The 13527-nt window shown below is 67.8% G+C and carries 10 protein-coding genes; 5 read left to right on the top strand and 5 right to left on the bottom strand.

From position 1 onward, the window contains the following. Positions 1 to 165: 165 nt before the first annotated feature. The gene (locus BLQ73_RS15530) at positions 166 to 915 is read left to right on the top strand and encodes a hypothetical protein (RefSeq protein ID WP_093171170.1); all 750 of its coding nucleotides are present in this window, start codon (positions 166 to 168) and stop codon (positions 913 to 915) included. Positions 916 to 1857: 942 nt separating this feature from the next. On the opposite strand, the gene cimA is transcribed toward BLQ73_RS15530, so the two are convergent. Then, positions 1858 to 3435, bottom strand: coding sequence for a citramalate synthase (gene cimA / locus BLQ73_RS15525; protein ID WP_093171169.1), 1578 nt, complete (start codon positions 3433 to 3435; stop codon positions 1858 to 1860). A gap of 276 nt (positions 3436 to 3711) precedes the next feature. Between cimA and BLQ73_RS15520 the strand changes: the two genes are divergently transcribed. Together BLQ73_RS15520 and BLQ73_RS15515 are read left to right on the top strand one after the other, a co-directional pair. Next, on the top strand, positions 3712 to 4365 hold the full coding sequence (locus BLQ73_RS15520) for an O-methyltransferase (RefSeq protein ID WP_093171315.1): 654 nt from the start codon (positions 3712 to 3714) through the stop codon (positions 4363 to 4365). 138 nt (positions 4366 to 4503) lie between these two features. Then, complete coding sequence (locus tag BLQ73_RS15515) at positions 4504 to 5055, top strand: Uma2 family endonuclease (RefSeq protein ID WP_176955471.1); 552 nt, start codon at positions 4504 to 4506, stop codon at positions 5053 to 5055. A gap of 76 nt (positions 5056 to 5131) precedes the next feature. Here BLQ73_RS15515 and BLQ73_RS15510 read toward each other — a convergent pair whose 3' ends face one another. From BLQ73_RS15510 to BLQ73_RS15500, 3 genes are all read right to left on the bottom strand, one after another. Next, positions 5132 to 6229 carry a branched-chain amino acid aminotransferase gene (locus BLQ73_RS15510; protein ID WP_093171167.1) on the bottom strand — a complete coding sequence of 366 codons (1098 nt, stop codon included), beginning with the start codon at positions 6227 to 6229 and terminating at the stop codon, positions 5132 to 5134. 224 nt (positions 6230 to 6453) lie between these two features. Continuing rightward, a complete protein-coding gene (locus BLQ73_RS15505; RefSeq protein WP_093171166.1) occupies positions 6454 to 7503 on the bottom strand; it encodes a 3-isopropylmalate dehydrogenase in 1050 nt (349 codons plus the stop codon). A gap of 74 nt (positions 7504 to 7577) precedes the next feature. Next, positions 7578 to 8792 carry an ROK family transcriptional regulator gene (locus BLQ73_RS15500; RefSeq protein ID WP_218125875.1) on the bottom strand — a complete coding sequence of 405 codons (1215 nt, stop codon included), beginning with the start codon at positions 8790 to 8792 and terminating at the stop codon, positions 7578 to 7580. A gap of 523 nt (positions 8793 to 9315) precedes the next feature. On the opposite strand from BLQ73_RS15500, the gene BLQ73_RS15495 reads away from it, so the two are divergent. Further along, positions 9316 to 10215: an ROK family protein gene (locus BLQ73_RS15495; RefSeq protein WP_093171164.1), complete on the top strand. Its 900-nt coding sequence runs from the start codon at positions 9316 to 9318 to the stop codon at positions 10213 to 10215. A 555-nt stretch (positions 10216 to 10770) separates the two neighbouring features. On the opposite strand, the gene serA is transcribed toward BLQ73_RS15495, so the two are convergent. Beyond that, positions 10771 to 12360, bottom strand: coding sequence for a phosphoglycerate dehydrogenase (gene serA, locus BLQ73_RS15490; RefSeq protein WP_093171163.1), 1590 nt, complete (start codon positions 12358 to 12360; stop codon positions 10771 to 10773). 245 nt (positions 12361 to 12605) lie between these two features. Between serA and BLQ73_RS15485 the strand changes: the two genes are divergently transcribed. Beyond that, positions 12606 to 13511 carry a hypothetical protein gene (locus BLQ73_RS15485; protein WP_093171162.1) on the top strand — a complete coding sequence of 302 codons (906 nt, stop codon included), beginning with the start codon at positions 12606 to 12608 and terminating at the stop codon, positions 13509 to 13511. The last annotated feature ends 16 nt before the right edge of the window (positions 13512 to 13527 follow it).

Here is a 13527-nt window from a genome sequence, read left to right as displayed (position 1 = left end):
CCGGGAAATGCCTCTTGCAAGTCACTGAGGATTTCTGGTGTGGACATGGAGCGAGGATTATGCACCCAGGGTGACGATCACACCGCATTCCCGAGACGTCTGGGACGTTTCCTGATTAGAGTTTGAAACGTCCCGAACGTCCCCACCCCGCAGAGGTGACAGACCATGGCCAACGGAGCCTTGCGCAGCGCCATGCTTGCCGCGAAGGTCGACGTTCGCGAACTTGCCACCCAATGCGAGGTGGACGTCAAGACGGTGGCACGCTGGATGCAGGACGAAACTCGCATCCCGCATCGCCGCCATCGGTGGGTTGCGGCGGAGGCCCTAGGAGTTGATGCCGACGTGCTGTGGCCGGAAACGATCCGTCACTCCGTTAAGACAGGAGCGGACCGCGAGGTCTTAACGGTCTATCCATACCGGTCAGCGTGCCCTAAATCGGTCTGGAGATCGCTAATCACGAGCGCTCAGGCGGAAATCACACTAGCCGGATACACCAACTACTTTTTGTGGCTAGAACATCCAAAGCTAGCAACAGTTCTTCGGCGGAAGGCCGAGCAAGGTTGCAAGGTGCAATTTCTGGTCGGCGACCCAGATAGCGACGTAACCCGCCGTCGTGAAGAAGTGGAGGATGTGCCTCTCACGGTTTCCACACGCATCAGGATTACGCTCGCCGAGATCCAGGCGTTGCATGATGTGCCTGGTGTTGAAGCCAGGTTCAGCGACGAACACATCGCTATGAGCGTGTTCAGGTTCGACTCTGAGATGCTGGTCACGCCCCATTTAGCACGGCTGGTGGGACACGACTCGCCCATGCTGCACCTTCGACGATGCCAGGATGACGGCCTATTCGACCGCTTTGCCTACCACGCTTCGGAGTTGTGGAGTGGCGGCCGGAGCGTTGCAGCTCACGGATGACGTGACGTAGATCATGGGAAGGCTGACCCGGGATTCACGGGTCAGCCTTTGGCCTTGGGTTGCCTGATCGCATGTGCTGGAAGGGGAGCTGACTTACAGCTTGGCCTGGCCGTCTCCCCGCACATGGCCCATCAGACCGGCCAACACCCAAACAGCTGGCCCGCCAACACGGCCGGACACCCGAACGGCCAGGCCGCCGACTCGGCCGCGCGCAGGTAAGTCCCGCGAGGGATGGTTCGGGCCGGATGGACAAATCCCGAAAAGTCGGTCTCCCAAGGCGGCCTGGCCCACGGGCAACCGGCCTCCCGGCTTCACCGGGTCCCAGAGCTTGGCCGCCCTGTGTTTAATTGCGCGCCTTCGGCGCGCGGCGAGGGGGCTCTTGATCCGGTGTCTTCCCTCGCACTCCCGGACAGGCCAACAGCCCCGGAGGCCAACCCACCAACCTGGCCACATCCAAGCATATGGCCCACCAAAGGGGCCAAACACCCAGACAGCCTGGCCACTAGCCCGGCCCAATCGAACAATCAGCCCGCCGTGGCAGAGGGGTGCAATCCCCTCGTAGGGGCGATGAGAACCCCATGGTAAAGGCCCAGCTCACGAGCCAGGTAGACCCTGGGATCCGGCAGTGTCTTGCAGTAAACCTCCGGTAGTGCATTCTCCCCGGGAGGTCTGCTGCAATCCACCGCCTCCACCCTACGCTGTCCGGGCGTGCGAACAGGTCGGCGCTGGTGATGCCCTGGATAGCCGCGTTGCTCTTAGAGCACCGCCAGTGGCCTTTCGAAGAGCCCTTTCCACCGTCGCCCCGCCGACCTCTTACCTGCCAGGCGCATCGTCCTTGGCTTTTGCCGTACGGCATGTCCGGCGTGGGCCGGTGAAGTGGTCCCGCCCTCTCGCGTTCCCGGTGTGGCCTGGGAACGCGAGAGATGGCCGACCGGGGAGAGGTTAGGTGAGGTCGTGGCCGGCGCGGAGGAGGCCGTAAGTGACGGCCTGCTCAAGGGCTTGCCAGGAGGCTTCGATGATGTTTTCGTCGACGCCGACGGTGGCCCATTCGCCGGTGGCGTCGCTGGAGGTGATGAGGACGCGTGTGACGGCCTCGGTGCCGTGGGTGCCTTCCAGGATGCGAACCTTGTAGTCGATCAGCTCCAGCGCGGCGAGCTCCGGGTAGATCGTCTCCAGGGCGTGGCGGACGGCGCGGTCGAGCGCATTGACGGGGCCGTTGCCTTCGCCGGTGGCGATGATGCGCTCGCCCTTGGCGTGGAGTTTGACGGTGGCCTCGCCGACCACTTCGCCGTCGGGGCGGCGTTCGACGATGACGCGCCAGGACTCCACGGAGAAGTGGCGTTTGCGCTCGCCGTTGACGGTGTCGCGCAGCAGGAGCTCGAAGGAGGCGTCGGCGGCTTCGAAGGTGTAGCCCTTGGCCTCCAGCCCCTTGACGTGTTCGACGAGGTTGCGCGACTGGTCGGAGGTCAGCTCGTAGCCGAGTTCGCGGCCTTTGAGTTCGACGGAGGCGCGGCCGGCCATGTCGGAGACCAGCATGCGCATGTCGTTGCCGACCAGTGCCGGGTCGATGTGCTGGTAGAGGTTGGGGTCGACCTTGATCGCGGAGGCGTGGAGGCCGGCCTTGTGCGCGAAGGCGGAGACGCCGGTGTAGGGCGCGTGGGAGTTGGGGGTGACGTTGGTGATCTCGCTGATGGCGTGGGCGATGCGGGTCATGTCGGCCAGGGCGGCCGGCGGCACGAGGTCGTAACCCCACTTGAGCTGGAGGTTCGCCAGGACCGTGAAAAGGTTGGCGTTACCGGCGCGCTCGCCGTAGTTGTTGGCGCAGCCCTGCACGTGGGTGGCTCCCGCTTTCACCGCCGCCATCGAGTTCGCGACGGCGCAGCCGGTGTCGTCGTGGCAGTGGATGCCGAGCCGCGCGCCGACGGCCGCGGTGGCGCTGACGATCTCGCCGAGTTCGTCGGGGAGCATGCCGCCGTTGGTGTCGCACAGCACGACCACGTCGGCCCCGGCCTCCGCTGCCGTGCGCACGACCTCAAGCGCGTAATCTGGGTTGCGCTTGTAGCCGTCGAAGAAGTGCTCGGCGTCGAGGAAGACTCGCTGTCCCTCCGCACGAAGGTGAGAAACCGTGTCGCGGATCATCGCGAGGTTCTCCTGGAGACTCGTGCGGAGGGCCAGCTCCACGTGCCGGTCGTGGCTCTTGGCGACAAGGGTCACGACCGGCGCGGCGGATTCGCGCAAGGCGGCCACCAACGGGTCGTCGGCTGCCTTCACGCCCGCTCGGCGGGTCGCGCCGAACGCTGCGAGCTGCGCGTGCTTCAGGTCGAGCTCGGTCTGAGCCCGCCGGAAGAACTCTGTGTCCTTGGGGTTGGCGCCCGGCCAGCCCCCTTCGATGAAGCCGACGCCCAGACTGTCCATGAGCCGCGCTACAGCGAGCTTGTCGGCCACCGTGAGGTTGAGGCCCTCCTGCTGTGCTCCGTCACGCAGAGTGGTGTCGTATACGTGGAATCTGTCGTCGGCCATCTCTTCGGGTCTCCTTCGCGGGTCTTTGCTGGTGAGCCGCGCGCACCGGGGGTTGAGACTTCCCCGAAAAACAAAAGACCCCTCACGGACGTGAGAGGTCTGCGCGTCGGCGTTGTCCTGTTACGTGCCGACGCGCCTGCCAATAATGAGCAGACCGTAGTTCATGGTGCCTTGCAGTCTGCCACAGCTCCTCAGCATCTGGCACATCGATCTCAGGATCCGAGACTCCGAAGTGTCGCCGGGCTCCCTGAGCAGGACGGGACCACAATGTCGGACATGAAAGCGCCCTACCTCGATCCTGCCGTCGGACGGTACCTCTACGCCCACACCACCCAGCCGGACGACGTCCTCGAAAACCTCATCCTCGAAACCCGAGAGGCCGCCGGGGATCAGGCCGTGATGCAGATCACGCCTGACGAGGGCCGGTTCCTGACGATGATCACCCAGCTCAGCTATGCCAGGAACGTGATCGAGATCGGCACCTTCACCGGCTACTCCGCCATCTGCCTGGCGCGCGGCCTCGGACCCGGCGGCCGGCTCACCTGCTTCGACGTCAGCGAGGAGTGGACCTCCATCGCCCAGCGCCACTGGGAGAAGGCCGGTCTGTCCGACCGCATCGAGCTGCGCATCGGCCCCGCCGCCGAATCACTGCGCGATCTCCCCGTGCAGCACAACGTCGACCTCGTCTTCATCGACGCCGACAAGCCGAACTACCAGACCTACTACGACCTCGTCATGCCGCACCTCAGCCCCGGCGGCCTCATCCTCGTGGACAACACCCTCTGGGGCGGACGGGTGGCCGATCCCCTCGATGGCGAGGAGACCACGCGGATCATGCGCGAGTTCAACGACATGGTGTTCCACGACGACCGGGTCACCAGCGTGATGCTCCCCATCGCCGACGGCCTCACCCTGATTCGAAAGCACTAGCGAAAAGTTCGTAAAGCCGGGACGGCGGCGGCCTCCGTTCGGCTACGTTCTGTCGTGGCGAAAGCACGGTGAGCGAAGCCGAGCGGAGGGAATGATGTGCTCATGGCAAGGGTGTTGGACCGACCTGAGGCGGCACACATGCATGCGGACCTCAACGATCTCCACGAGCGCTACCAGAAAACCTGCGAGCTGTGGTCAGACCGCCGAGTCGAGATCATCGACGGCCGGATCGTGGTGAGGGAGTTGCCCACGATCAAGCACTCCGATGTCGTGTATTACCTCATGATGCAGCTCGTCCCCATACTGGCCGAGCGGTCGTGGAAGCTCTATATGGAGACCAGCCTGTTCCTCTCGACGCAGATGGATCGCTACCAGCCCGACCTCATAGTGATTCCCGACCCGCCGCGTCTGTGGGACTCCAACCACATCCACGCGGACTGCACACTGCTCGTGACCGAGGTGGTGTCGCCAAGCAGCGAAAACGACGACCATGTCGTCAAGCCGGCCCGTTACAGCGCGGCGGGCGTGCCGCTCTACCTGGTCATCGACCCGCGTCAAGGCCAGGCGAGGCTACTCAGCCATCCGAGCTCGGTCGGCTACACCCATGAGACCAAAGTGCGCCTGGGAGAGGCTCTCAGGCTTCCAAAGCCGTTCGACCTCACACTGGAGACCGACGTGTTCCAGGAGTAATCAGCACAATGCGGCGATGGTGTTGGACCTGGCCCGGTGATCGAGCCGGGCCAGGTGGAGCCGCCGAACGGGACGCTTAGCAGATCTTGTGGATCCAGTTGTGCGTGTCGGGGCGGGTGCCGTACTGGATGCCGACGAGCTCTTCGCGGACCTTGAGGGTGACGGGGCCGGGGGTGCCGTCGCCGACGGTCCAGGCGCGGTCGGCGCCCTTCACGGAGCCGACGGGGGTGACGACGGCGGCGGTGCCGCAGGCGAAGACCTCGGAGATCTCGCCGGATTCGCAGCCGCTCTGCCACTCCTCGATCGACAGGCGGCCTTCCTCGGCTTTGAGGCCGAGCTCGGCGGCGAGGGTGAGGATGGAGTCCCGGGTGATGCCGGGCAGCAGGGTGCCGGTGAGGGCGGGCGTGAAGAGCTTGTCGCCGCGCACGAAGAACAGGTTCATGCCGCCCATCTCCTCGACCCAGCGGTGCTCGTGGGAGTCGAGCCACACGACCTGGTCGCAGCCCTGCGCGACGGCCTGGCGCTGGGCGACGAAGGCAGCGGCGTAGTTTCCGCCGCACTTGGCGGCGCCGGTGCCGCCGGGGGCCGCGCGGGTGTATTCGGTGGACAGCCACACGGAGACGGGGGTGACGCCGCCGCTGAAGTAGGACGCCGCCGGGGAGGCGATGGCGAGATACCTGTAGGTCTTGGACGGGTAGTTCACCCCGAGCCCGACCTGCGTGGCGATCATGAAGGGCCGCAGGTAGAGGCTGTGGCCTTCGGTGGTCGGCACCCACTCGCGGTCGGTCTGCACGAGCAGTTCAAGCGACTCGACGAACACCGACTCCGGCAGCTCCGGCATGGCCATGCGCTGGGCCGACAGGTTGAACCTCGCCGCGTTGGCATAAGGCCGGAACGAGACAACGGACCCGTTCCCCTGCCGATACGCCTTGAGCCCTTCGAAGAACTCCTGCGCGTAGTGGAAGACCGCCGTGGCCGGGTCGAGCGTCAAGGGAGCGTACGGCACGAGCCCTGCATCGTGCCACCCCCGCCCCTCGGTGTAATCGACCGAGATCATGTGATCGGTAAAGGTCTGGCCGAAACCGGGGTTCGCCAGCACCTGCTCCCGCTCGGCCGGGGTGCGGCCGTTCGCGTTGAGCTGCACATCGAAGCTGAGCTGGGGAGCGGACGTCATGGCGCTAATCCTTCTCTTACTTGGGGCCCTATGTCCATTCTGCGATGGATCAGGTAACCGGAAACTACTGCATCACCAGGAGCGATGGCAGGTGCGGGTACACAAAACCCGCCGTGCTCGTAGGTGCGGGTGGACAAAAGACACCTGAGGTACAGGTGTGAGAAAACACGAAAGCCCGGCGGTCCGTTGTGGGGACCGCCGGGCGCGTCGAGCTTGTGGCGGCCTTAGCCGGCTACTCGCGCGGCGATGTCGTCGCCGATCTCCCGCGTGGAACGGGCGGCGGAGACGCCGCGCCGGTCGAGCAGGTCTCCTGCGACGGCCTGCTCGATGCGGGCGGCCTCCGCGGCCAGGCCGAGGTGGTCGAGGAGCATCGCGACCGACAGGATCGTGGCCGTGGGGTCGGCCTTGCCCTGGCCCGCGATGTCGGGGGCGGAGCCGTGGACCGGCTCGAACATGCTGGGGGCGGTGCGGTCGGGGTTGACGTTGCCGCTGGCGGCGAGGCCGATGCCGCCGGCGATGGCGGCGCCGATGTCGGTGAGGATGTCGCCGAACAGGTTGTCGGTGACGACCACGTCGAAGCGCTCAGGCTGGTTGACGAAGAACATGGAGGCGGCGTCGACGTGGCAGTAGTCGACGGTGACCTCGGGGAACTCGGGGGCGACCAGGTCGGTCACCCGTGCCCACAGGTCGCCCGCGTAGGTCAGCACGTTGGTCTTGTGGACCAGCGTGAGCTTCTTGCGCGGCCGGCTCTGCGCCTTCTCGAACGCGTAGCGGACGACCCGCTCGACGCCGTAGGCGGTGTTGAGCGACTCCTGCGTGGCGATCTCGTGGGGCGTGCCCTTGCGCAGCACGCCTCCGGCCCCCGCGTAGGGGCCCTCGGTGCCTTCGCGCACGACGACCATGTCGATGTCGGCGGGCTTGGCCCCACCGAGCGGGGTCTCGACGCCGGGGAACAGCTTGACCGGGCGGAGGTTCACGTAGTGGTCGAGCTCGAAGCGGAGCTTGAGCAGCAGGTCGCGCTCCAGAACGCCCGGCGGCACGCTCGGGTCGCCGACCGCGCCGAGCAGGATGGCGTCGTAGCCTCTGAGCTCCTCCAGCACCGCGTCGGGGAGCGTCTCCCCGCTGGCGTGGTAGCGCTTGGCACCCAGATCGTAGCCGGTGGTCTCCAGTTTGATCCCAGCCGCATCGAGGACCTTGAGCCCTTCGGCGACGACCTCGGTGCCGATGCCGTCACCGGGGATGACCGCCAGACGGATGTCGCGTGAATCCTGCATGGGCGTACCCTACCGGTCCGTCTCGGGTGCCGAACACCGATCTCAACATTCGGACGAGTCGGGCGGTTGCCGTACTACCTGGCGAGACCGGCGACCCCCGCCTGGCGGCTGTCGAGGATGCGGTTCCAGGCCGCCGAGAGGGCGCGGGCCACGGCGCCGAGGAGGACACCGCTGTCACCGAGGGTGCTGGCGACGACGGTGGGGCGCAGGGGGCCGAGTTCGGCGAACCGGCGTTGGATGGCGTCGCCGAACAGGTCGAGGTTGCGGCCGACGCCCCCGGCCAGCACGACCAGTTCGGGGTCGAGTACGGCCGCGACGGCCACGATGAGGCCGCCCACGCGGCGGCCTTCGGCTTCGACGACCGACAGGGCGACGGGGTCGCCTTCGGCGGCGGCCTCGAAGATCTCCTTGGCGGTGGACAGGTCGAGTCCGGCGGCGCGGGCGGCGCGCACGACTCCGGAGGCGGCGGCGGCCGATTCGGTGAGGCCGTGGCGCAGGACGTCGCGGTCGGCGGCGAGGTCGCCGCCGGCGGGTTCAGAGGCGGGGAGGAAGGAGACCTCGCCGGCGGCGCCGCGGGCTCCCACGTAGAGCTCGCCGTTGACGACGATGCCCATGCCGACGCCGGTGCCGATCGACACGAGGGCGAAGTTGGCCTTGCCCTGGCCCACGCCGTACGCGTGTTCGCCGACGGCGGCGAGGTTGATGTCGTTCTCGATGACGGTGTCGACCTCCAGGGCGGCCTTGAGCCTGTCGACCAGGCCGGCGCCCTCCCAGCCGGGGAGGTTGGGGGCGAAGACGAGCCGGGCGGCTTCGCGGTCGTAGACCCCGGGGCTGCCGACGACGGCGGTGGCGACGGAGGTCCAGTCGAGTCCGGCGTCGGCGGCGGCGGCGTGGGCGAGTTCCCTGACGCGCGACACCAGCTCCTCGCCGTCTCTGGCCGGGTTGCCGCCGTCCCGGCGGCCGACGAAGCGACCGCGGAGGTCGGCCACGGCGACGCGGATCCAGTCGCGCCCTATGTCGATGCCGGCGACGTGGGCGGCGTCGGCGGTGATGTCGTAGAGCGAGGTGACCGGGCCGGGGCGGCCGAGTTCCCTGCCGGCGAGGTGGACGAGACCGCCTTCCTCAAGGCCGGCCAGGGCCGCGGACACGGTGGGCTTGGAAAGACCGGTGATCTTGGCCAGGTCGGCTCTGGAGGTCGGCCCGCCGGCGAGCAGGTGGTCAAGGAGCAGCCGCTCGTTCATCACCCGCAGAAACCGTGGATTGCCGAGCTGGTCTGACCTTGTCCGCACCGTGACGCCTCCCGCAAACGACCTAGGCGATCTCAACAAAGAGCTAGCCAAGCTCCGGGTAGTAAATTACCTTTCTTACCAAAATAGGGAAAGCCCCCAACCTTAACGAAAGGACTTCCACGTTGCGCCGACGATGGCTTGCCGTACCGCTCACTGCGGCGGCCGTTCCGGCCAGATCCCGCGGCGGCGGTGACTTCACCGGCGACGTGAGGGCCGACCCCCCTCCCTCAGGATCTCCAGCGGCTCGGCAACTCCACAGACTCGACCGACTTCCCGGACCGCAGCCTCCTCCGCGAGACCGCCGGCGGCGCCGAACGCCGACACCTCGACCGGATGGACGACATCCCGATGGAACGTTCAACTCAGGACCTCCCCATCGTCCCCCGCATCACTCCACACACATGCGACACAGACATCAGACACGTGCGACGAGTCGGTCAGCCGCCGTCAAGCGAAATTCAGGTGCCGACGACATCCTGCTGATGGCCGCCATCGATCCCCTCGCACGCAAAGGCTCTGTCACATGAACCAAGACCACGTTCTCGGGATCGACTTCGGCGGCACCAAGATCGCACTTGCCGTCGCACACGTGGACAAGGTCGATCAGCCCGTCGGCTGGGTGCGCCTCCCCACGCTCGCCTCCCAGGGAGCCCGGCAGGTGGTGAAGCGGTGTTTCGCCGCCGCGAGCGATCTGGTCAACGGCGTCGACGGGCTACGCGCGATTGGCGTGTCCACGTTCGGGGTTGTGCGCGGTGACCGGGTGAGGCTCGCCCCGGCCGTCCCGGGCTGGGAGGGTTTGGAGCTTCCCCGGCTGCTCCACCAAGAGTTCAGGGGCACCCCGGTCGCCATCGACAACGACGTCAAGGCGGCGGCCTCGGCCGAACTGCGCTGGGGCGCGTTGCGCGGGGTCTCCACCGGCCTCTACCTGAACCTCGGCACCGGCCTGGCCTCAGCGATGATCGTCAATGGAAGGGTCGTCTCGGGAGCGCACGGCGCGTCCGGCGAGATCGGCTACCTGCTGAGACAACCCGGCGAGCTGGGCTTCTCCGCGGGGCACGCGCCCCTTGAGGAGTTCATCTCGGGCCGAGCGCTCGGCGACCGCGGTACGGCGCTGCTCGGGCGGCCCGTCACCGCCTCGGAACTGTTCGCCCGCGGCGGCGACGAACGGGTGGAGGGGCTGCTCAACCAGGCGATCGGAGCCCTCGCGATGGCGGTGGCCAACCTCTGCGTGATGATCGACCCCGAGCGCGTCGTGGTCGGCGGCGGCATGATGGGCGCCGCCCGCAGGATCGTGCCCACCTTGACGGCCGCGGTCACAGCAGCGGTGCCGTTCCCGCCGGAGATCGTGGCGGCGCGCTTCGTCGACGACGCGCCGCTGTACGGCGCGCTCGCGCTGGCCGCCTCGGCGAGCGGCCAGGACTGAAACACCGGGACATCATCGGGGTCCCTGGCCGCGGCACCGAGGAAGGGGGAAAGCGGGTCAGCGGCTGGGGACGCCCCCGTTGTCGCGGAGGTCGAGCGCCGCCTGGACCGCGTCGGCGGCCTCGTCGCGGTGGTCGTCGGTGGTGTTCCAGGAATACATCTCGTACATGCCTAGTCCAATGCAGCGTGATGGGAGCGCGCGGGCACGCGCGATCCGGGGGACGGCACATCATCGGGGGGCGGGGCACCGTGGCGGCGCCGGGCAGGCCCATGTGGGGCCGCCGCACGCACACGGTGGCGATCGGGACTCACGCGGTCGCGTGGGTGGGCGCCGAGTGAAGCGAGGATCCGGGGAGTGTCCGGGTCGTCGTGCCCCAGTGGCAGGGCGGCTGTCGACGCCCGTCACCACGTTAGTGCCATTGATTGCACACTCACGGTAACATGCAATCTCATTGGATGTCCTAGCATCTCGCATGATGAGACGGCCAACGCTCGCACATGACGACGGCCGCCTCCCCTCACGCGGGGGGAGACGGCCGTCCGACAAGCCTGATGATCAGTCGGCGAGGTCGACCGTGCGACCGCTGTCGGCGCCGATCTCACCGGCGATCTGAGCGACGATCTCGGGCGCGATGGCCGTGTCGACGGTGAGCCCGATGAGCGCCCTGCCGCCCTTCTCGTCCCGGGAGACCTGCATCGAGGCGATGTTGATCGAGTGCTCACCGAGAATGCGGCCCACGATGCCGACGATGCCCGGCCTGTCGGAGTAGGACAGGAAGGCGAGGTGCTCGGTCGGCTCGATCTCCATCGCGAAGCCGTTGACCTCGACGATCTTCTGCACCTGGCGCGGGCCGGACAGCGTGCCCGACACCGAGACGGTGCGGCCGTCGGCCAGCACGCCGCGCACGGTCACGAGGTTGCGCCAGTCGGGGCTGTCGGAGCTCGTGACGAGCTCCACCTCGACTCCGCGGTCCTTGGCCAGCAGCGGGGCGTTGACGTAGGTCACCGAGTCCTCGACCACGTCGGTGAAGACGCCCTTGAGCGCGGCGAGCTCCAGCACCCGGACGTCCTGCGAGGCGATCTCGCCCCGGATCTCGACGTCGAGCTTGGCCGCCACCTCGCCGGCGAGGGCGGTGAAGACCCGGCCGAGCTTCTCGGCGAGCGGCAGACCCGGCTTGACGTCCTCGGCGACCGCGCCGCCCTGCACGTTGACCGCGTCGGGCACGAACTCGCCTGCGAGGGCCAGCTTGACGCTGCGCGCCACCTGGGTGCCGGCCTTCTCCTGCGCCTCGTGGGTGGAGGCGCCGAGGTGCGGGGTCACGACGACGTTGTCCAGCTCGAACAGCGGGCTGTCGACGCAGGGCTCCTTGGAGAACACGTCGAGGCCCGCCCCGGCCACGCGTCCCTCCTTGAGCGCGGAGTAGAGCGCGTTCTCGTCGACGATGCCGCCCCGGGCGACGTTGACGATGCGGACGGACGGCTTGACCGTGTGGAGCTCGCGGTCGCCGATGAGACCGAGGGTCTCCTTGGACTTCGGCAGGTGCACGGTGATGAAGTCGGCCTGCTGGAGGACCTCCTCCAGCGACACGAGGCGCACGCCCATCTGCGCGGCGCGGGCCGGCTGCAGGTAGGGGTCGTAGGCGATCAGCTCGACGCCGAACGGCTGGAGGCGCTGGGCCACGAGCTGCCCGATGCGGCCGAGGCCGAGGATGCCGATGACCTTCTCGTCGAGCTCGATGCCGGTGTACTTGGAGCGCTTCCACTCGCCGCCCTTGAGGGCCGTGTGGCCTTGCGCGACGTTGCGCGCGGTGGCGAGGATGAGGGCGACCGTGTGCTCGGCCGCGCTGGTGATGTTGGAGGTGGGCGCGTTGACGACCATGACGCCGGCCTTGGTGGCGGCCTCGACGTCGACGTTGTCCAGACCGACGCCGGCCCGGGCGACGACCCGGAGCCTCGGGGCGTGGGTCAGCGCCTCGGCGTCGACCTGGGTGGCGCTGCGCACGATCAGCGCGTCGGCTTCTGCGAGGGCGGGGAGGAACTTCGAGCGGTCGGCTCCGTCGGTGTGGCGGACCTCGAAGTCCGCTCCGAGCACGGCCAAGCCGGCCTCGGACAACTCCTCTGCGACCAGGACAACGGGCTTGTTCACAGGTGCGATCCTTCTACGGACGGGCCGGCGGGGCGTCGGGCGACCCCCAGGGACCCATAAAGTCTATCTGCGCTTGTGAACGCATTCACGAGTGTCCGGCATCCGAGACGTCCCGTGGACGTGATCAGGGACACCTACCCAGCCTGGCCCCCGCCCAATCCACAGAGGCCCCATCTTGGTATTGATCGCAATAAATATTCACGATTAGCCTGTTTAGCCGTGGTTCACTACCTATCGTTCGTCCTATGAGCATCGGGAACCCCACACTCGCCGACGTGCTCGCCCAGCACGGCACTCCGCAACGTCTCCTGGCGGCCCTCGCCGAGTGGGGAATCCTGATCGCCGTACGCCCCGACCGCTCGGTCGTGCTAGGCACGACCCAGGCGGGCGAACGCGTCCTGCTCGGCTACACCGGGCACGAGACCTACCTTAAACACGGCGGCACCTACACCCTGTCCTCCTGCGACGCCGACACCATCCTCGACATCCAGAGGGTGACCGGCGTCCACGAGATCGTGATCGACGCCGCGGGCCCGTGCGCCGCCGCCGTACCGATCGTCGACCTTCAGCGCTTCGTCCGCTCCACCCGTACCGGGCCGACCCCCGTCATGTCCGGTGCGACACCGACCGCGTACGCCACGGACGCCATGGCCGCGATCCCCCGCACCCAGCAGCAGCCCGCGCCCCCTCCCGCCCGGCCGAGCGCTCCCCCGCCGCCCGCCGCCTCCCCCGCACCGGAGGCCCGGCGACCGCTACCCCCCTCCGTGCCGTGGGTCCCCGCGCCGCGTCCGCATCTGTCTGGACCGATGCAACAGGTCGACCCCGGCTACGAACGCTGCACCCACCCGATACTCCCCGCGCTCCAGCAGGCCGTCGCCATGCTCCTGTCGGACTACCCGCTCATCCATCACGTGTGGATCTCCGAGGCCCGCACCACCTCCCGGGCCCCCGGCATCATGCTGCACGTCAAAGTCAACATGTCCGCCGCCGAGGACGTCGTACGCGACCTGCACCGCGGCGTCCGCGCCCGCCTGCCCCAGCTCGCCGCCAGCGAGGCCCCCATCCTCATGGCCAGGATCGCCGACGCCCGCAGCGAACAACGCATGATCGAGATCGGGGCCCACATCGTCCACCCCACCCGCGGCTACTGACGCACCACCGGAGCCC

The organism is Sinosporangium album, assembly GCF_900100605.1.
GTDB classification, from domain to species: Bacteria; Actinomycetota; Actinomycetes; order Streptosporangiales; family Streptosporangiaceae; genus Sinosporangium; species Sinosporangium album.
Note: the sequence above shows the minus strand (reverse complement) of the source record. Positions and strands in the feature narration are given on the sequence as shown.

Bases quoted from the DNA above. Each gene is read 5' to 3' on its own strand.
- BLQ73_RS15530 (WP_093171170.1), top strand. From the start codon at position 166: ATGGCCAACGGAGCCTTGCGCAGCGCCATGCTTGCCGCGAAGGTCGAC.
- cimA (WP_093171169.1), bottom strand. From the start codon at position 3,435: ATGGCCGACGACAGATTCCACGTATACGACACCACTCTGCGTGACGGA.
- BLQ73_RS15520 (WP_093171315.1), top strand. From the start codon at position 3,712: ATGAAAGCGCCCTACCTCGATCCTGCCGTCGGACGGTACCTCTACGCC.
- BLQ73_RS15515 (WP_176955471.1), top strand. From the start codon at position 4,504: ATGCATGCGGACCTCAACGATCTCCACGAGCGCTACCAGAAAACCTGC.
- BLQ73_RS15510 (WP_093171167.1), bottom strand. From the start codon at position 6,229: ATGACGTCCGCTCCCCAGCTCAGCTTCGATGTGCAGCTCAACGCGAAC.
- BLQ73_RS15505 (WP_093171166.1), bottom strand. From the start codon at position 7,503: ATGCAGGATTCACGCGACATCCGTCTGGCGGTCATCCCCGGTGACGGC.
- BLQ73_RS15495 (WP_093171164.1), top strand. From the start codon at position 9,316: ATGAACCAAGACCACGTTCTCGGGATCGACTTCGGCGGCACCAAGATC.
- BLQ73_RS15485 (WP_093171162.1), top strand. From the start codon at position 12,606: ATGAGCATCGGGAACCCCACACTCGCCGACGTGCTCGCCCAGCACGGC.